At 75.0% G+C, this 17,825-nt stretch carries 15 protein-coding genes; 5 read left to right on the forward strand and 10 right to left on the reverse strand.

The genetic code is table 11. From position 1 onward, the window contains the following. Positions 1-111: 111 nt before the first annotated feature. Together MJ876_RS04470 and MJ876_RS21520 are read right to left on the reverse strand one after the other, a co-directional pair. Positions 112-738, reverse strand: coding sequence for a fasciclin domain-containing protein (locus tag MJ876_RS04470; protein WP_240234876.1), 627 nt, complete (start codon positions 736-738; stop codon positions 112-114). Positions 739-929: 191 nt separating this feature from the next. Then, positions 930-1,907 carry a WYL domain-containing protein gene (locus tag MJ876_RS21520; protein ID WP_308192560.1) on the reverse strand — a complete coding sequence of 326 codons (978 nt, stop codon included), beginning with the start codon at positions 1,905-1,907 and terminating at the stop codon, positions 930-932. A gap of 61 nt (positions 1,908-1,968) precedes the next feature. Here MJ876_RS21520 and MJ876_RS04490 point away from each other — a divergent pair, with 61 nt between their 5' ends. Together MJ876_RS04490 and MJ876_RS04495 are read left to right on the forward strand one after the other, a co-directional pair. Beyond that, positions 1,969-2,706, forward strand: coding sequence for an alpha/beta fold hydrolase (locus MJ876_RS04490; protein WP_240234877.1), 738 nt, complete (start codon positions 1,969-1,971; stop codon positions 2,704-2,706). Positions 2,707-2,728: 22 nt separating this feature from the next. Further along, positions 2,729-3,871, forward strand: coding sequence for a 5-methyltetrahydropteroyltriglutamate--homocysteine S-methyltransferase (locus tag MJ876_RS04495; RefSeq protein ID WP_240234878.1), 1,143 nt, complete (start codon positions 2,729-2,731; stop codon positions 3,869-3,871). 66 nt (positions 3,872-3,937) lie between these two features. On the opposite strand, the gene MJ876_RS04500 is transcribed toward MJ876_RS04495, so the two are convergent. Beyond that, entirely contained in the window at positions 3,938-5,845 is a 1,908-nt protein-coding gene (locus MJ876_RS04500; protein ID WP_240234879.1) for a CocE/NonD family hydrolase, read from the reverse strand. 230 nt (positions 5,846-6,075) lie between these two features. Next, positions 6,076-7,377, reverse strand: a complete 1,302-nt coding sequence (locus MJ876_RS04505) for an MFS transporter (RefSeq protein WP_240234880.1) — start codon at positions 7,375-7,377, stop codon at positions 6,076-6,078. Positions 7,378-7,454: 77 nt separating this feature from the next. Here MJ876_RS04505 and MJ876_RS04510 point away from each other — a divergent pair, with 77 nt between their 5' ends. After that, positions 7,455-8,192: an NADPH-dependent F420 reductase gene (locus MJ876_RS04510; protein ID WP_240234881.1), complete on the forward strand. Its 738-nt coding sequence runs from the start codon at positions 7,455-7,457 to the stop codon at positions 8,190-8,192. A 61-nt stretch (positions 8,193-8,253) separates the two neighbouring features. Here MJ876_RS04510 and MJ876_RS04515 read toward each other — a convergent pair whose 3' ends face one another. From MJ876_RS04515 to MJ876_RS04525, 3 genes are all read right to left on the reverse strand, one after another. Beyond that, the gene (locus tag MJ876_RS04515) at positions 8,254-9,615 is read right to left on the reverse strand and encodes a GntP family permease (protein WP_240234882.1); all 1,362 of its coding nucleotides are present in this window, start codon (positions 9,613-9,615) and stop codon (positions 8,254-8,256) included. A gap of 59 nt (positions 9,616-9,674) precedes the next feature. Then, the gene (locus MJ876_RS04520) at positions 9,675-11,600 is read right to left on the reverse strand and encodes a sulfatase (protein ID WP_240234883.1); all 1,926 of its coding nucleotides are present in this window, start codon (positions 11,598-11,600) and stop codon (positions 9,675-9,677) included. A gap of 84 nt (positions 11,601-11,684) precedes the next feature. Further along, positions 11,685-13,709: a sulfatase gene (locus MJ876_RS04525; protein WP_240234884.1), complete on the reverse strand. Its 2,025-nt coding sequence runs from the start codon at positions 13,707-13,709 to the stop codon at positions 11,685-11,687. 63 nt (positions 13,710-13,772) lie between these two features. On the opposite strand from MJ876_RS04525, the gene MJ876_RS04530 reads away from it, so the two are divergent. Then, positions 13,773-14,183 (forward strand): PPOX class F420-dependent oxidoreductase, encoded by a 411-nt coding sequence (locus MJ876_RS04530; RefSeq protein WP_240234885.1) that lies wholly within the window; start codon positions 13,773-13,775, stop codon positions 14,181-14,183. Positions 14,184-14,195: 12 nt separating this feature from the next. Here the strand turns inward: MJ876_RS04530 and MJ876_RS04535 are convergent, their stop codons facing one another. Beyond that, entirely contained in the window at positions 14,196-15,095 is a 900-nt protein-coding gene (locus MJ876_RS04535; RefSeq protein ID WP_240234886.1) for a DUF3152 domain-containing protein, read from the reverse strand. Positions 15,096-15,244: 149 nt separating this feature from the next. On the opposite strand from MJ876_RS04535, the gene MJ876_RS04540 reads away from it, so the two are divergent. Beyond that, positions 15,245-15,985: an E3 ubiquitin ligase family protein gene (locus tag MJ876_RS04540; protein WP_240234887.1), complete on the forward strand. Its 741-nt coding sequence runs from the start codon at positions 15,245-15,247 to the stop codon at positions 15,983-15,985. Between the two features lie 345 nt (positions 15,986-16,330). Here the strand turns inward: MJ876_RS04540 and MJ876_RS04545 are convergent, their stop codons facing one another. Both MJ876_RS04545 and rpsN read right to left on the reverse strand, forming a co-directional pair. Continuing rightward, the gene (locus MJ876_RS04545; RefSeq protein WP_240234888.1) at positions 16,331-17,419 is read right to left on the reverse strand and encodes an ArsO family NAD(P)H-dependent flavin-containing monooxygenase; all 1,089 of its coding nucleotides are present in this window, start codon (positions 17,417-17,419) and stop codon (positions 16,331-16,333) included. A gap of 100 nt (positions 17,420-17,519) precedes the next feature. Continuing rightward, entirely contained in the window at positions 17,520-17,825 is a 306-nt protein-coding gene (gene rpsN, locus MJ876_RS04550; protein ID WP_240234889.1) for a 30S ribosomal protein S14, read from the reverse strand.

The following is a 17,825-nucleotide window of genomic DNA, read 5'->3' on the forward strand; positions in this document are numbered from 1 at the left end:
GGGGGGTGGGGTGCGTGGGGTGTGCCGGGGGGGGGGGCCCCCCCCCCCCCGCCCCCCCGCCCCCCCCCGCCCCCGGGGGGACGCCGGCCCGTGGCGGGTGGAGCGGGCGGTTCAGCCCGAGAAGTCGAACGGACGCAGCACGCGGTTGATCGCGTGGCCGATCTGCTTGTTGCCCCGGTTGATGTTGGTGACGGTGACCTCCGGGTTCGTGGCGCCGCGGTCGCGGTCGCCCAGGAAGACCCGGCCGTCGCGGACGATCACGGCGACGCTGTCGCCGTTGGCGACGTCGACGCGGGTGCCGCGCGCCGCGAGGACGCCCTTGCGGTAGATCGTCCTGCTCGGGATGACGTGGTAGAGCAGGACCTCCTCGATGGTGTCGATGCCGACGGACCGCGTCGCCTGCCACGTGGCGCGCTCGTTGGCCGGCTTCTCGCCGGTGAGCCCGGTCACGAGGCGGGAGAACGCGAGGTCGGTGGGCAGGAACGCGGTCGCGCGTCGGTCGCCGTCCGCGAGCAGGCCGACCGGGCTGTCCGGGCGGTTGTCGAGCACGGCGAGGACCGCACGCTCGAGGATGTCGAAGTCCTTGGCGTTCTTGTCGAAGCCGGAGTCCGCGGCCAGCACCTCGGCCAGGCTGGTGGTGCCGGGAGCGGCGGAGGCCGGGGCCGCGGTGGCGACGCCGGCGGCGACCATCGCGCCGGCGGCAAGGGTGGCGGCGAGGGAGCGGAGGGTCTTCTTCATGGGGGTCGGATCCTTTCCTCGGTGGTGCTCGGCGGCCGCCGCGGGGTGCGGGCGGCTGCGCCGTGGGACGCGGGTACCCCGCCGGTACGGCGAGTGACCCAGGTCACCTCGAAAACCTTAACCACCTGAAGTACCTCGGCCAGGCAGGCTTCGCGCCCGCCGCGCCCCGGATGGGCTCGACCCCCTCCCGGTCACGCCGATGACGCAGCGACGGACGCGGCCAGCCGTCGGGCCAGGTCGTCGACCGCCAGGCGCAGCTCCGGGCCTCCCTCGACCGTCATCGGGCGGGGCACGGCAGCGAGCCACTCGTTGGCGACCATCGCCGGGTTGTCGGTGGTGCCCTCGAGCACGCACTCGCCGTCCGGGGTGGGCGCGAGGCGACCCATGACCGGCCGGATCCACGGCGCCACCTCGTCGTACGGCGCGTGGAAGCGGACCCGGGTCGCGAGGGCGCGCCCGGACCCGAGGTGCTCCTCCAGCCAGGCCACGGCGTCGAGGTCGGGCGGTGGGACGACGGTGCCGGCGGAGGAGGGGAGCGTCTCGACGGCTCCGACGCGGTCGACGCGGTAGGTGCGGGGGGCGTCGAGGTCGACGGCACGGGCGAGGAGGTACCAGAGCCCGCCACGGACCACGACCGCCCACGGCTCGACGGTGCGGGTGCGCGGCGTGCCGGATCGGGGCGTGTAGGCGAGGCGGACGACGGCGCGGGCGGCGACGGCGTCGACCAGGGCGGCGGTGGTCACCGGGTCGGGCCGCGGGCGACGGCCGGGCGCGGCGCGCGCGTGCTCGCGCATCAGGGCGGCCTGCCGGCCGACGTCCACCGGCAGGGCCCGGATGATGGTGCCCACGGCGTCGGCGACCGGGTCGCCGACCGCCGCGGCGGCGTGCTGGCCGTCGAGCACCGCCATGACGAGGGCGAGCGCCTCGGTGCTCGTGAAGCGGAGCGGCGGCAGCCGCAGGCCCCGGCCGAGCCGGTAGCCGCCGTACGGCCCGGACGTGGACTCGACGGCCACGTCGGCGGCGCGCAGGGCGGCCACGCTGCGACGGACCGCCCGCTCACTGACCCCGAGCCGCTCGGCGAGCTCGCACGCCCGGACGCCCGGCCTCCGCTGGAGGACGTCGAGGACGCGCAGCGCCCGGACGGTCGGCCCGGTCTCGTCGGTGGTCACGACGCAGACTCTCGCAGGTCCCGGACAGGATCCGTCCGGGATACCTCCTAGCGTCCTCGACATGACCACCGAGGCACCCGACCGCCCGACCACCGACCTGCTCCTCGTCGCCGGCCTCTGGCTGCGCGCCGACACCTGGGACGCCACCCTCGACGCCGTCGCCGCGCACCCGGCGGCGACAGGGGTGCACGCGTCCGCGGTGCGCCTGCCCGGCGTGGACGACGAGGCCGTCGACGTCACGCTCGACGACCAGCTCGCCGCCGTCCTGGCCGACGTGGACGCCGCCGCCCGGGCCGGGCACCGCGTGGTCGTGGTGGGGCACTCCGCCGCCGCGACCCTGGCCTGGCTCGCCGCGGACCGCAGGCCGGACGCCGTGGCGCGCGTCGTCCTCGTCGGCGGGTTCCCCTCGGACGACGGCGCGGCGTACGCCGCGTTCTTCGACGTCGTCGACGGGGTGATGGCCTTCCCCGGCTGGGAGCCGTTCGCCGGGCCCGACTCGGACGACCTCGACGAGGCCACCCGGGAGAGGGTCGCGGCCGCGATGGTGCCGGTCCCCGGCGGCGTCGCCACGGGGGCGGTCGCCTACACCGACACCGCCCGCGGGCGGGTGCCCGTCACCCTCGTGTGCCCCGAGTTCTCCCCCGACGAGGCGCGGGGGTTCGTGACGGGTGGCGACGTGCCCGAGCTCGCGGTCGCGGACGTGACGTACGTCGACCTGCCCACCGGGCACTGGCCGCAGGTCAGCGCGCCCGGGGTGCTCGCCGGGGCGCTGGTGGAGGCGGCCACGGCCGGGCGGTAGCCGCGGTGGCTAGGTTCGACCCATGAGCCAGTCCGCGACGCAGCGCACCCGACCGCCGTTCCGAGCCGACCACGTCGGCAGCCTGCTGCGGCCCCCGGCGCTGCTGGACGCGCGCCGCCGCCACGCCGCCGGTGAGGTGGACGACGCCGAGCTCCGCGGACTGGAGGACGAGGCGGTCGAGCAGGTCGTCGCCCTCCAGCGCGACGCGGGGCTGCAGACGGTCACCGACGGGGAGATGCGCCGGGCGTCCTGGCACATGGACTTCCTCTACCAGCTGCGCGGCGTCTCCAGCACGGACGAGAAGATCGCCGTCCACTTCCGCAACGCCGACGGCGACCTCGACTTCGAGTCCGCCGCCGTCAAGGTCGGCGAGCGGATCGGGCTGGACCACACGATCTTCGGCGACGACTTCACCTTCCTCGCCGAGACCGCCGGGCGGCTCGCCCCGGGCCTGACGCCGAAGCTGACGATGCCGTCGCCGAACATGCTCCACGCCCGCGGCGGCCGCGCGGCGCTCGACCCGGAGGTCTACCCGGACGAGGAGCCGTTCTGGGCCGACCTCGCCGCGGCGTACGCCGACCAGCTGCGGCGCGTCGCCGACCTGGGGTGCACCTACGCCCAGCTCGACGACACCTCGCTGGCCTACCTCAACGACCCGGCGCAGCGCCGCGCGATGACGGAGCGCGGGGACGACGCGGAGCACCAGCACGAGCGGTACGTCCGCACCCTGAACGCCGCCATCGCCGACCGGCCCGAGTCCCTCGCCGTGACCACCCACCTGTGCCGGGGCAACTTCCGCTCGTCGTGGGCGGCGGAGGGCGGCTACGACTTCGTCGCCGAGGTGCTGTTCAGCGAGCTCGCCGTCGACGGGTTCTTCCTCGAGTTCGACGACGAGCGCTCGGGCGGCTTCGAGCCGCTGCGCTTCGTGCCGCCGGGCCGCCAGGTGGTGCTCGGGCTGGTCACGACCAAGACCGGTGCGCTCGAGGACCCCGACGTCCTCAAGCGCCGCATCGACGAGGCGGCGCAGCACGTGCCCCTCGAGCAGCTGTGCCTGTCGCCGCAGTGCGGGTTCTCCTCCACCTCGGAGGGCAACGACCTCACGTGGGACGAGGAGCGGGCCAAGCTGGACCTCATCGTGCAGGTCGCCGAGGACGTCTGGGGCTGAGCGACTGCTCGGCCCCGACGTCCCCGGCGACCGGGGTGCTGCTGGGTCTTCCGGGTGCGGTGAGGGTCAGGGCGCGGGGACGGTGAACGTCCCGGCCGGGCCCTCGCCGGACTCGATGGTGTTGTCCTCGACGTAGCGGGCGAGCCACGGCGAGGGCGCACCCTGGGTGGCCTTGTCGTCGGCGGTCGACTGCGTGGCCAGCGTCAGCCGCGCGGCGTCCACGGTGACGACCCGACCGCTCGGCAGCGCGTTCCAGCTGCCGCCGTTGATCGTGCCGATGCCGACGACGAGCCGGTGGCCCTTCCCCAGCGTCCAGTCCATGCCCTTCAGGTCGAAGGTGCGGCCCTCCGACCGGAGCGCGGCGACGTTCTCGTTGATCAGCGTCGCGGTGCCGGCGGCGGGGTCGACGTCCCACATGGACACGTAGACCTGACCGGTGCCGCGCGTCTCGAGCGCGATCCGCGGGGTGCCGGTGAGGCGGGTCTCGGCGCGGACCGGCTTCGACCACGTCTGGTACGACGTCGGCACGGTGCCGGCCTCGGCCAGCGAGGCGGCGTCCCGCTCGGCGGCGGTGCCGAGCGTCGAGCGCAGCACCTGGTCCATGCCGCGACCCTCACCCGCGCCGGAGCGCCGGGTCACCCGCGGCGGCACCTGCTTGGCCTCGACCTGGCGCTCCTGGGCGGCGTCGAGGCCCTCGGCGCCACCGGCCTCGTCGAGCGGACCGGCGTCGATGTAGCGACCGGAGCCGAGCGGCACCGCCCGCTTGGTGTCGACCACGGGCCACGTCCTCTGCGAGCGCCACTGACCGGCGTTGTCCTGGATCGCGAACGCCGGGTCCTTGCGGGCCGGGGTGATGCCCTTGAGGTGCTTGTCGTAGAAGCGCACGACCTCGCCGAAGAAGCCCTTGCGGCCCTGCGACAGGTCACCGGTGTCCGCGTCGACCTCGTTGCCGCGGACGTGCTCCCACGGGCCCATCCACCCGCGGGTCGGGCCCTGGTGGTTGCGCAGGTAGAGCTCCATCTGCTCGGGCTTGGTGTTCGACTCGGTGAAGCCCTGGGTCAGGAACAGCGGCGTGTCGGCGCCCTTCGCCTTCACGGCCTGGTTGCGCAGGCGCCAGTAGTCGTCGGACTGGCTGGTGTTGGCGACGTTGTCGCGGGTGTTGCGGGTCAGGCACTCGGGGTGCTGCTGCTCGTAGTCCGCGGCGGCGCGGTAGCGCTCGGTGTCACCGGAGGTGCCGCCCAGCGCCGCGATCGAGTTGTAGGCCGCGGGGGTGCCGACCTGGTTGAAGCGCGGCACGTCGTTCGAGTAGAGGTAGGGGTACATGTTCCACAGCGGCTCCTGCGCGACGACCGCCTCGAGGCCCTCGGGGTCGAGGTCGGCGCCCCAGAGCCCGGTGACGGCGTCGTACGACTTGCCGTACATGCCGACCTTGCCGGTCGACCACGGCCGCGAGGCGGCCCAGTCGACCGCGGCGGTGATGTCGGCCTGCTCGCCGGCGCCCAGCCAGTCCAGGCAGCCGGTGGAGGCACCGAAACCGCGGTTGTCGACGAGGACGACGGTGTAGCCGCGCTGCATCAGCCTCGCGCCGTCGATGAGGTCGTCGAAGCGGGACGACGGCTGGACCTCGTCGGTCTCCTTGCCGGTCTGCCCGGAGTGGTTGAAGTAGGGGCCCACCGAGAGGATCACGGGCGTCTGCTCGCCCGGCTCGAGACCCTCGGGGCGCAGCACGTCGGCGTGCAGCGTGACCTTCGTGGGGGAGCCGGCGCGGGCGGCGCCGAAGTAGTGCTCGGTCCACGAGGCGCCGACGGGCACGCCGGGGTTCTCCTCGTGGGTGACGCCGTCCGCGGCGCGTGCCGGGGCCGCGGGCGCGCTCGCGGTGGGAGCGCTGCTGGCCGGGGCGGGCCCGGTGAGACCGAGACCGAGGACGAGGGCGGTGCCGGTCGCGAGGACCAGCGGTCGTGCGGAGAGGTTCATGTGCTGCCTTCCCGAGAGCCACCCCCCGAGTGGGGGCTGCCGGTCCAACGTAGGCAGGACCCCGGGGTCACGGGGAGCCCCCCGGGACCGATCGAGACCGGATCCACAGGTTCGCGGCCCCCTCGGCGGTTGAGGCGTGACGAGCGCCAGCGAGGAGCCTCGAAGGGCTCGCTGCGCTCGCACCTGGACCAGCGGTGGCGGGTTCGGAGCGCCTCGAGCACCTCACGGCGTCAGGCTTGCTTCGTGTCCCGCGTGAGGGCGGCCGTGAGGATCGCGCCGGCGACCATGACGACCCCGATCGAGACCAGGCCCCACTGGTTGGAGCCGGTGGCGTCGCTGAGCAGGCCGATCCAGTAGGGGCCGACGAAGCCGGACAGGTTGCCGATGGAGTTGACCACCGCGATGCCGGCGGCCGCGGCGGCGCCGGTGAGGAACGCGGTGGGCAGACGCCAGAAGCCGGGGAACGACGACATCACGGCGACGGCGCACAGGCAGAGGCCGGCGTACCCCACCCAGGGGTTCTCCGACAGCCAGGCGGTCGCGGCGAGCCCGACCCCGCCGACGGTCATGGCGCCGATGGTGATCCGCGCCGGCTTGGCCTGCCGGTCGACGATCCGGCCGACGACGACGATCGCGACCGTGCCGACCACGTACGGCGCGGCGGTGAGCAGGGTGACGTCGAAGGTGTCCTCGATGCCGAGGCTGTCCTGGACGATCGTCGGCAGCCAGAACCCCAGGCCGTAGAGGCCGAAGACGATGGCGAAGTAGACGAACGACAGCCCCAGCACGCGGGGGTGCTTGAGGCTCTCCCACTCCGAGACGTGCTTGCCGGCGCTGGCCTCGGCCTCGGCGGCGAGCCGGCCCCTCAGCCAGCTCTTCTGGTCGTCGCGGAGCCAGTCGACCTGCTCGGGGCGGTCGGGCAGCCACCACAGCAGGAGGAACCCGAGGACGACGGTCGGCACCGCCTCGACGATGAACAGCCACTGCCAGCCCGCGAGGCCCCCGGTCCCGTCCATCCGCAGGAGCAGGCCGCCCAGCGGGGCGCCGATCGCGGTCGACAGCGGCACCGCGGCCATGAACCAGCCGACCGCGCGGGCGCGGTACTCGGCGGGGAACCAGTACGTCAGGTACAGGATCATCCCGGGGAAGAACCCGGCCTCGGCGATGCCCAGCAGCACGCGCACGACGTAGAAGCTCGTCTCGCCGACGACGAACGCCTGCAGGCCCGCCACGATGCCCCAGCTGACCATGATCCGGGCCATCCAGATCCGGGCCCCCACCCGGTGCATGACCATGTTGCTCGGCACCTCGAAGAAGAAGTAGCCGATGAAGAACAGCCCGGCGCCGAGCCCGAAGGCCGCGTCGCTGATGCCCAGGTCGGCGTTCATGGTGAGCGCCGCGACGGAGACGTTCGTCCGGTCCAGGTAGGACAGGAAGTAGCAGACGCCGAGCAGCGGCAGCAGGCGCCTGCCGACCTGCCGGAAGGTCTCGCTCGCGATCTCGGGTCGGTCGACCGGGTGCCGTGTGGTCATCGCCACACACAACCACGAGGGCGCCGCGGCTGGCCACGTCCGGGACTAGCGCGACCACCTCGGCTGTTGGGACGGCCATGAGCATCGCCGTCGACCAGGTCCGCACCATCGGCTTCATCGGCTCCGGCCGCATCGGCACCGCCGTCGCCCGGCGCGCCCTCGCCGCCGGCTACGAGGTGGTGCTGTCGAATTCCCGGGGCCCCGAGACCCTCACGGGCCTGGTGTCCGAGCTGACGTCCGAGCACGGGGAGGGCGCCCGCGCCGGGACGACGACCGACGCGGCCGCGGCCGACGTGGTCGTCGTGACGATCCCGCTGCACGCGTACGCCGAGGTTCCCGCGGACGCGCTCGAGGGACGGGTCGTCCTCGACACGCTGAACTACTACCCCGACCGCGACGGGCGCGTGGAGGCGCTCGACGAGGAGCGCGCCACGACCAGCGGCCTGCTCCAGGGCCACCTCGCCGACGCCCACGTCGTCAAGGCGTTCAACACCATCCACTCCGACGCGATCGGTGCGCTGGCCCGGCCGACGGGCTCCGACGACCGGTCCGCCCTCCCGATCTTCGGCGAGGACTTCGCGGCCAAGGACGTCGCCACCGCCGTCCTCGACCGCCTCGGCTTCGACGTCGTCGACGGTGGGGGCCTCGCGGAGAGCTGGCGGGCCGAGAACGGCCGGCCGGCGTACGCCCTGCCCTACGCCACCGACGGCGACATCGAGGACCCGTCCCCCGCGGGTCGCGACGAGATCGCGGACCTGCTGGCCGCGGCCGGCGAGCGGAAGGCCGAGCCCTTCACCTTCGTCGCCCCGGAGTGACCCGGCGGCCACCCGGGGACGACGGCTGACCGCTCCGGCCCCGCCGGCGGGATCCGACGGTTCAGGTGACGAGCCCGAGCACGGTGATGAGCGGCAGCGCGATGACCGAGGCCAACGACGTCACGAAGGTGAGCGCCTTGAGCGCGCCCCGGGTCGACACCCCGAGCAGGGACTGGAACATCCAGAAGAAGTTGCTGTTCACGTGCAGCGCGAACAGGGCCCCGGCACCGATGGCCAGGCCCACGACGGGCGGCGCGACGTCGACCTGGGACAGGACGGGGCCGATGATCCCGGCGGCCGCGATGGCCGCCACCGAGATCGAGCCGATCGCCAGGTGCAGGACGGCGGCCACGACCCAGGCGAGCAGGATGGTCACCACGACGGGCGCCCCGGCGTCGGCCGTGAACAGCGCGGACAGGACGTCGGCGAGGTCGGTCGCCGCGATCACGGCGCCCAGCGACCCGCCGACGCCGGTGATGAGCAGGATCTGGCCGGTGGTGTCGAAGCCCTTGGCCAGGGCCTCGTTCGTGCCCTCACGGCCCAGCGAGGTGCGGGCGAGCACGAAGGCCCCGAGCAGGCCCACGAACAGCGCGAGGGCCGGGTCGCCGAGGAAGGCGAGGACCGGGTTCGAGGCGCCGACGGCGTCGAGCGTCGCCCCGGTCGCGATCATCACCAGCGGCACGAGCACCGGCAGCAGGGCGATCGCGAGCGGCGGCACCCGGGGCCCCTTCGCTCCCTCGGCGCCGGCCTCCCGCTCCGCCAGGGCCTCCGCCTCGAGCAGGGACTCCGACGGGTCCTCGTCCTTCTCGGGGCTCCAGAAGCCCGCCCTCAGCACGAGCGCGAACACGGCCACGGTGAGCAGCGCCGTGAGCGGGCCGACCAGCAGGCCGTAGACCAGCATCGTGCCCAGCGGGACGCCGAGCAGCCCGGCGATCGAGACCGTCCCGAGCCCGGGGACGACGAAGACGTAGCCGACGAGGATGCCCGCGGTCACCGCGCCACCCATGAGACCGAGCCCGCGCGCGCCGATCTGCGGAGCCGCCGAGCGCGCCAGCGGGGAGGCGAGGACGAGCTGCACGTCGACGTAGATCGACGGGAAGAGGGTGGTCATCACGACGGCCATCGCGTAGGGCAGCCGCCTCGCCCCGAGCAGCCGCAGCAGCCCCGCGACGAGGCGTTGCAGCGCCTGCATCGCGAACAGCAGCGAGCCGATGAGGACGCCGAACCCGATCAGCAGGCCGACCTCGGCCATGATCGAGCCGAACCCCTCCACGATCGTGGCGAGGGTGGTCGTCGGCCCGAGGCCCGCGGCGAGACCGAGCCCGAGCGAGCCGAGCACCAGGCTGATCATCGGGTCGACGTCCAGCACGATGATGAGGACGACGACCGCGAGGATCGCCAGGGCGGAGTAGAGGACGATCAAGGAGCGCTCCTGCCGTGGTCGGTGAGCAGCACCGTGTCACACGACGTCCGCCCGAGCCGTCAACGGTCGCGGGCCGTGAGCCCCCCGACCTCCACGGCGCCGTCCGTCGCCCACCGCAGCCGCCGGCGGACGGCGTCGTCGCGGAGGTCGAGCACGCCGGCGACGTCGAGGCGGGCCAGGAACTCCCAGCCGGCGCCGCGCTCGTCGACGTACGCCGCGACCTCGGAGCCGCGACCGACGAGACCCAGGCGGGCCGGGCGCCGGTCGAGGCCGACGGTGCCGTCGATCTGTCCCAGCGGCTCCATCCCGACGGTCACGGGCCGGCCGCCGACGACGAGGTCCCACCGGACCCCGCGCCGGTCGTGGTCGTAGGTCAGCAGCAGCCGCTCGCCCGGACCGGAGGCCAGGCCGAGCGAGACGGTGTCGCCGCTCGCGAGGTCTCCCGGGTCGGCGACGAGCTCCCAGGCGGTGCCTCGCGGGCCGTCGTCACCCGGCGCGACCGGTCTGCGCCGGTCCGGGCGCCCCGGGGGGTCCGGCAGCAGGTCGAGCTCGGCGAGGTGGTCCTCGAGCAGGCGCGTGAGACGGGCCGCGACCCGGGGGCGCCGCGCGGCGAGGTCGGTGGTCTCGGCCTCGTCGGCGGCGAGGTCGTACAGCGCCACGCTGCGGTCGCGCAGCATCATCACGAGCTTGTGGTCCCCCGCGAGGACGGCGGCCTGGGGGCGGGTGTCGGGCACGAAGTGGTGGGGGTAGACCCAGAACGTCGCCGCCCGGGAGCGCTGGCGGCCGCGGCCGGAGAGCACGGGCACGAGGCTGACGCCGTCCCAGCGGGCGTCGTCCAGACGACCCGGGACGTCCCGGGCGCCCGCGAGGTCGGCGGCCGTCGGCAGCACGTCGATCGTCGACGTCGGGTGGTCGGTGGTGCGGCCGGCGCGGACCAGGCCGGGCCCCCACGCGACGAGGGGGACGCGGATGCCGCCCTCGTGCAGCGAGCCCTTGCCGTCGCGGAGCGGGGCGTTGACGGCGCGGTCGTCGGAGCCGTTGTCGGAGGTGACGAGCACGAGCGTGCGCCGGGTGAGCCCGTTCTCCTCGAGCGCGCGCCGGATCCGGCCGACCTGGGCGTCGATGCGGTCGAGCATCGCGGCCACGACGGGGCGGTTCGGCGCCTCGTCGGCCCCGGGCAGTGCGGCGTACCGGGCGACGACGTCGGCGGGCGCCTCGTGGTCGATGTGGACGGCGTAGTTCGAGACGTGCAGGAAGAACGGCTCGTCGCGGTGGGCGGCGATGAAGTCCTCGGCCTCCAGCGCGAGGCGGTCGGTGAGGTACTCCGGCCGGCCGTCGACGGACTCCCGCGCCGCCAGGGTCGGCAGGAAGAAGTAGGGGTGGGTGTAGTCGCCGCCGGCGATGTAGAGCTCCTCGGAGGCGCGGACCTCGTCGAACCCGTGCGCCCACGGGCCGCCCGGCCGGTCGCGGTAGGGCCCGGAGTAGGTCTCGCTGAGGTGCCACTTGCCGACCAGCCCGCTGGTGTAGCCGCGTCTCGCGAGCACCCGCGGCACCGTGCTGTGCCCGGCGTCGAGGTGGCGGTCGCTCGCGGCGGGCTCGGGTCGCAGGTAGTCGGTGACCCCGACCCGGCCGGGGTAGCGGCCGGTCATCAGCGCCGCCCGGGTCGGCGAGCAGGTGGGCGCGGCGGCGTACGCGCGGGTGAAGCGCAGGCCCTCGGCGGCCAGCCGGTCGATCTCGGGGGTGCGGTTGAAGGGGTGGCCGTAGCAGCCGAGCTCGTTCCAGCCGAGGTCGTCGATCGACACGACCACGACGTTCGTGCGGTCCGCCGGGGGCCGCCACCGCGGCGGGCGGTCGGTGCGCGGGCGGGCGGCGTACGCCGGGGGAGCGGCCCCGCGACCGCGGGCGGACACGGCCGCCCCGGCGCCCACGGCGCCGGCGACCCCGGCTGCGACCAGGACGCCCCGGCGCGTCGTCGTTCCCTGCACGCCGTGTCACCCCCGTGTCTCGGCTGCCGCGACCCTAACCCGGCCCGCACGGCGGGGGACGCCGCCGAGCGTCACGGTCCGGTCTCAGCGCTCCCAGGCGCGGAACCCGTCGACGCTGACGGCACTGCCGTTGACGCGGCCGCCGACGGCGTAGCGGAACCCGCGGCGCACGGCGTCGTCGCGCAGGTCGAGCGCGCCGGCGACGTCGAGGCGGAAGAGGAACTCCCAGCCGCGCCCGAGGTCGGCGTACGCCGCGGCCTGGGCGCCGCGGACGGCGAGGGCGATGCGGCTCGCGTCGTCGGCGAGGTCGACGCTGCCGTCGAGCACCGTGGTCGGCTCGGCGCCGCCGGTCTCGAGGCGGCCGCCGACCCGCAGGTCCCAGCCGACGCGACGCAGGTCGTGCCGGTAGCGCAGGAGCAGGTAGTCGTCGCCGCCGCGGGCGATCCCGGCGAACAGCGTGCGCTCCCGCGCCGCCGGGGGCAGCGGGCCGGGGTCGAGCTCGACGACGAACTCGCTGCCGCGCGGGCCCTGCTCGCCGACGGCCAGCAGGTGCGCGGCGCCGCCGGCGGAGATCCGGAGGCGACCCTCCTCGACGGTCGCGTCGGCGACGGCACCGCCCGACGGCACGGGGGCCAGCGTGTACCGCTCGAGCCCGGCGTCGAAGGTCCCGGTCACCTCGCGGCGGACGCGGCCGGCGTCGGGCGGGCCCGGGTGGAGGTCGAGCTCGGCCAGGTGGGCCTCGAGCAGCCGCCGCAGGCGGGCGGTGTCGTCCCCGCGCCTCGCGGCGAGGTCGGTCGTCTCGGAGGGGTCGGCGGCGAGGTCGTAGAGCTCGCAGCGCCGGTCGCGCAGGAACATCACGAGCTTGAGGTCGCCCTCGCGGACCGCGGCGTGCGGCCGGGTGCCGCCGATGAAGTGGGGGTAGGCCCAGTACGTCGCCGGGCGCGCCCGCTGCCGGCCGCGGCCGGTCAGGGTGGGCACGACGCTGACGCCGTCCACCCCCGGCGGGACCGGGACCCCGGCGAGCTCGGCGGCGGTCGGCAGCAGGTCGATCGTGCTGGTGAGGTGGTCGGCGTCCAGCCCGGCGCGGACCAGTCCGGGCCCCCACGCGACCAGCGGCACCCGGATGCCCCCCTCGTACAGCTCGCCCTTGCCGCCGCGCAGCGGGGCGTTGGCCGGGCGGCTCTGCCCGCCGTTGTCGGAGGTGACGAGCAGCAGGGTGTTCCCCTCGAGCCCGTTCGCCTCCAGGGCGCGGCGGATGCGGCCGACCTGGGTGTCGACGCTCTCGAGCATCGCGGCGAGCAGGGGACGGTTGGGCGCGCGGTCGGCGCCGGGCTTCGCCTCGTACTTCGCGAGCAGCTCCGCGCGGGCCACGAGCTCGGTGTGCACGGCGTAGTTCGAGACGTGCAGGAAGAACGGCTCGTCGCGGTGGGTGGCGACGAAGTCCTCGACCTCGGCGGCGAGGCGGTCGGTGAGGTACTCGCCCGGCTCGCGCGCGGGCAGGCTCGGCATGAAGAAGTAGGGGTGGGTGTAGTCTCCGCCGCCGATGTAGAGCTCCTCGGTGACGCGGACGTCGTCGAAGCCGTGGGCGTACGGGTTGCCCGGCCGGTCGCGGTAGGGCCCGGAGTAGGTCTCGGTGAGGTGCCACTTGCCGATCAGGCCGCTGGTGTAGCCGCGCCGGTCGAGGACCTCGGCGACCGACGTGGTCCGCTGCGGGTCGAGGAAGGCGTCGCTGGCCGCGGTCTGCGGTCGCAGGAAGTCGGTGATGCCGACCCGGCCCGGGTAGCGGCCCGTGACCAGGGCCGCGCGCGTGGGGGAGCAGAGCGGGGCGGCGGCGTACGCCTGCGTGAAGCGGGTGCCCTCCGCCGCGAGCCGGTCGATCTCGGGGGTCTCGTTGAAGTCGTTGCCGTAGCAGCCCATCTCGTCCCAGCCGAGGTCGTCGACGGACACGACGACCACGTTCGGGCGGTCGCCGGGTCGCCGACGACGGGCCGAGGCGGCCGCGGCCCTCGTCGCGGGTCCGGTGACCGCGGTGGAGGCGACGGCGGCCGAGCCCAGGGCGGCGCCGGTGAGGACGGTCCGGCGGCTGGCCGGGTGCAGGCTGAGGGTCACGACGGCTTCTTCCCGAGTAAGTCGACTGAGACGATGGACTATGCCACGGGGCAGACTGCCCCCATGGACCTCGACCGCGTGCGTGTCTTCGCCGAGCGCCACCATCGCGCCGTCCTCGCGACCCGGACGCCGTCCGGCGGCGTGCAGCAGAGCCCGGTGCTCGTCGCGGTGGACGACGCCGGACGGTTCTGCGTGAGCAGCCGCGAGACGGCGTACAAGACGAAGAACCTGCGCGCCGACGGCTGGGCGCAGCTGTGCGTGTTCACCGACGCGTTCTTCGGGACCTGGTACTACGTCGAGGGCACCACCGAGGTGCTGTCGCTGCCCGACGCGATGGAGCCGCTCGTCGACTACTACCGCCGCGCCGCCGGCGAGCACGACGACTGGGACTCCTACCGCGCCGAGATGGAGCGCGAGAAGCGCGTGCTGCTGCGGGTCACCGCCGAGCGGGCCGGGCCCGACCGGCAGGGCTGAGCCCGGTCTCCCTCACCCGGCCGCGCCGGCGGGGGCCGGCCAGGCGTTGCGGGTGCAGCCGTCGAGCCCGTAGGTCTGCTGCTGCATCACCGGTGCCGGCCGGCCGGCGCCCGGGCACTCGACGTGGCCCTGCCCCAGCCGGTGGCCGACCTCGTGGTTGACGAGGTAGGTGCGGTACTGCGCCAGCGCGCCCTCATAGTCCGGGATGCCCTCCGCCCACCGGACGGCGTTCAGGACGACGAGGTCGCCGTTGCGGCACGAGACCTGGCCGAGGGTCTGCAGCGGCGCGCACAACGCGTCGGTCGTGCCCGGGCTGGCCACCAGCACGCGGAAGTCCGGGACGCCGGTGGTCCGGCGCAGCGGCTGCCCGAGCAGACCCTGCCAGCTGCGGCGGTGCTCGAGGACTCGCTCGACGCGGCGCCCGGTCGCGGTGGGGTCGAACGGGACGCCGTCCTCGACCTCGACGGTGTAGGTCAGCTCGCCGTACGTCGCGTCCTCGGCGCCGCGCCCCGGGTCGCCTCCGGCGGCCGCGACGCGGAACGTGCCGGGCCCGTCGTCCGGCACGGTGCGCGCCCGGGGGGCCCGTTGCCGCGACCGCTCCGAGGCCCGCACCGGCGGCCGTTCCGCGCGGGACGTCGTCCCCTCCGGCACGTCGGTCGCCTCGGGGCCCGCGGCCCGCGAGTCGCCCCCGACGGCGGCCGGCAGCTGCGCGGCCTCGCCGGTGGCGCGGGTCGCGTCGTCCCCGGGGGCGAGGGCGCCGGGCAGCCGGGGCCCGAACCCCAGGGCCACGGCGCCGACGGTGAGGAGCGCGACGGTCCGGGCGCCGACGGGGACCCGGCGTCGGCGCGGCCGGGGTGCCCGGTGGCCGCCGCGGCGGTGCGTCCCGGGCAGGGCGCGGCGACGGCCGCTCACCTGTCCATGCCCCGGGTCATGACGCGCACACCCTTTCACGACGGCCCGGCGGGTCGAATGAGGTGGTTGGATCCCACGGCACCGGGCAGGATCCGGCCATGGTCCCCTACCTCGTCGGTGCCGCGCTGGCGCTCGCCGTCGCCGGCTAGATGTACTGGAAGAGCAGGCAGGCCACCGGGCAGGTCGGCCGACTCGTCGGCACCGAGACCTCCCGGGCGGCCGACGTCCACGAGCTGGCGCGCGCGGCCTCCGACGCCGCGGGACCGGGCGCGTTCTCCCACCGCGTGGAGCTGAAGGGCACCGCCGTCCCCGGCCCGCGCGGGCTGCTGACCTCGGAGATCACGGACACCGAGTGCCTCTGGTACCGCCACAAGGTCACCCACCACTACCAGGAGTCGTACCGGACCAAGGAGGGCGACCGCCGCACCCGCCGCAAGGAGGAGGTCGTGGTCGACAGCTCCTCCAAGCAGTCCTTCCTGCTGCGCGACGACTCGGGCGAGATCACCCTCGTGCCCACCGCCCGCGTCAACGGCCCCCGCAAGGTCGCCAGCGAGTTCCGCCAGGACGAGGGCGCCCGCGGCACGAAGGTCCAGCTCGGCCGCTTCTCGATGACGCTGCCGACCTCGGGCGACAGGACCATCGGCTACGAGTACGAGGAGTGGGTGCTGCTGCCCGACACCCGCATCTTCGTCTCCGGCGAGGCCTTCGACGACCGCGGCGACCTCGAGGTCCGCGGCCCCCAGGGCCCCGACAAGATGCTGATCTCCACCCGCTCGGAGGAGGAGCTCGTCGAGCACCACCGGGGCGAGACCACCAAGGCCCGCGTCCTCGCCGGCCTCGCCGCCGTGGCCGCCGTCGTCCTCGTGGTCCTGGCGTTCGTGCTGCCCTAGCCGCCCCTGGTCGAGCCCGCACCGCCGCCGGTCGAGCCCGCACCACCGCTGGTCGAGCTTGTCGAGACCCGCTGCGTGGTCTCGACGACGCGCGCTCGCTGCGCTCGCGTGCTGCTCGACCACCTTGAATGGACGCCGGTCGAGGTGTGACGAGCCCTGGCGAGGAGCCTCGAGACCCGGTGAGGTCGAAATCGGCCCGCACCATCGCCGGTCGAGCCCGCACCACCGCTGGTCGAGCCCGCACCACCGCTGGTCGAGCTTGTCGAGACCCTCACGGCGGAGGATCCCAGCGCCGTGAACGCTGAGATCCTCCGGCTTGGCGCCGAACCACCAACGGTGCAGCGCTCAGCCGTCGGCCAGCATCCCGTCGATGCCCTCGGCCGCGGCCCGGGCGGCCATGCCGACGCCGATCAGGGTGGCGGACGCCGGGCCGCACCAGTCGCCGTACCCGACGAACCACACGCGGGGGTCGTCCGCCGAGCGGACCCGGTGGGCGCCGCGGTCCCACCCCGCGGGGACCTCTGTCGCGTGACGGCGTCCGACGTGGGCCAGGGCCGGGCGGAAGCCGGTGCACCAGACGACGGCGTCGTACGGCGTCTCGGTGCCGTCCGGCCAGGTCGCGCCCGTCGCGGTGAGGCGCTCCGGCATCGCGACGGCCCGCAGACCGCGCTCGTCGCGGGCCCGCCGGACGTCGGGCACGGCGACCACGTCGCCCAGCGGGCCCACCCCGGCGTGCGCGTCGGGGTCCTGCACCCGCTGCGTGGCGAGCTCGAAGAGACGCCGTCCGTCGACGTCGTCCGGCAGCAGGCGGGGAGGTCGCGCCGCCGCCCAGGTGACGACGACGTCGGCGAGCGCGAGGTCGGCCGCGACCTGCGCCCCGGAGTTGCCGCCGCCCACGACGAGCACCCGCTGCCCGGCGTACGCCGCGGGGCCGCGGTAGTCGTGGGTGTGCACCTGCGTCCCGGCGAAGTCGCGCATGCCGGGGACGGCGGGCCAGAACGGCGCCGACCAGGTGCCGGTCGCGTGCACGACGGCCCGCGCCGACCACGCCCGCCCGCCGGCGTCGACGAGCAGGCGTCCGCCGTCGCCGTCCGAGATCCCGCGGACCCGCACCGGGCGCACGACGGGCAGGTCGTACCGCTCCTCGTACGCCGTCAGGTAGTCGACGACGTGCTGCGCCAAGGGGTTCGCGTCGCCGGGGGCCTTCGGCATCGGCCACCCCGGCAGGGAGCTGTAGCCGGCGGGGGAGAACAACCGCAGCGACGGCCACCCGTCGAGCCACGCCGCCCCGGGCCGGTCGCGGTCGTCCAGGACGACGTAGGTCAGCGGTGTCGCCCGGCGGCGGTTGCGCCGCAGCAGGTGGTACGCCGTCGCGAGCCCCGACTGCCCGCCGCCGACCACGACGACGTCGACCTGCTCGCCGCCACGACCCACGGCGCCAGGCTACGGAGGACTGCTCCGCGTCGCGGTGCTCCGGCCGTCCCTGCGGCTCGTGGAGCACCTCCGCGCCCCGGTCGGCGCCGCTCTCCGAGTCCTACCAGGACGACTTCGTGATGCCCGGCAGCTCCCCGGCGTGCGCCATGCGCCGGAAGGTGATGCGCGAGAGGCCGGCCTTGCGGAGGTAGCCGCGGGGCCTGCCGTCGGACTGGTCGCGGTTGCGCAGGCGCACGGGCGAGGCGTCGCGGGGGAGCCGGTTGAGGGCGTCGACGGCCTCGGTCAGCTCGGCCGAGCCGGGCTCGGCCCGACGGACGGCCTCCTTCAGCGCGGCGCGCCGCTCGGCGTACTTCGCGACGGTGCGCTCGCGCTGCTTCTGCTTCGCGATCTTCGAGGTCTTGGCCAT

The sequence above is a fragment of the Nocardioides sp. CFH 31398 genome (assembly GCF_022436705.1).
GTDB lineage: Bacteria > Actinomycetota > Actinomycetes > Propionibacteriales > Nocardioidaceae > Nocardioides.

Bases quoted from the DNA above. Each gene is read 5' to 3' on its own strand.
- MJ876_RS04470 (WP_240234876.1), bottom strand. From the start codon at position 738: ATGAAGAAGACCCTCCGCTCCCTCGCCGCCACCCTTGCCGCCGGCGCG.
- MJ876_RS04490 (WP_240234877.1), top strand. From the start codon at position 1,969: ATGACCACCGAGGCACCCGACCGCCCGACCACCGACCTGCTCCTCGTC.
- MJ876_RS04495 (WP_240234878.1), top strand. From the start codon at position 2,729: ATGAGCCAGTCCGCGACGCAGCGCACCCGACCGCCGTTCCGAGCCGAC.
- MJ876_RS04500 (WP_240234879.1), bottom strand. From the start codon at position 5,845: ATGAACCTCTCCGCACGACCGCTGGTCCTCGCGACCGGCACCGCCCTC.
- MJ876_RS04505 (WP_240234880.1), bottom strand. From the start codon at position 7,377: ATGACCACACGGCACCCGGTCGACCGACCCGAGATCGCGAGCGAGACC.
- MJ876_RS04510 (WP_240234881.1), top strand. From the start codon at position 7,455: ATGAGCATCGCCGTCGACCAGGTCCGCACCATCGGCTTCATCGGCTCC.
- MJ876_RS04530 (WP_240234885.1), top strand. From the start codon at position 13,773: ATGGACCTCGACCGCGTGCGTGTCTTCGCCGAGCGCCACCATCGCGCC.
- MJ876_RS04540 (WP_240234887.1), top strand. From the start codon at position 15,245: ATGTACTGGAAGAGCAGGCAGGCCACCGGGCAGGTCGGCCGACTCGTC.
- rpsN (WP_240234889.1), bottom strand. From the start codon at position 17,825: ATGGCCAAGACCTCGAAGATCGCGAAGCAGAAGCAGCGCGAGCGCACC.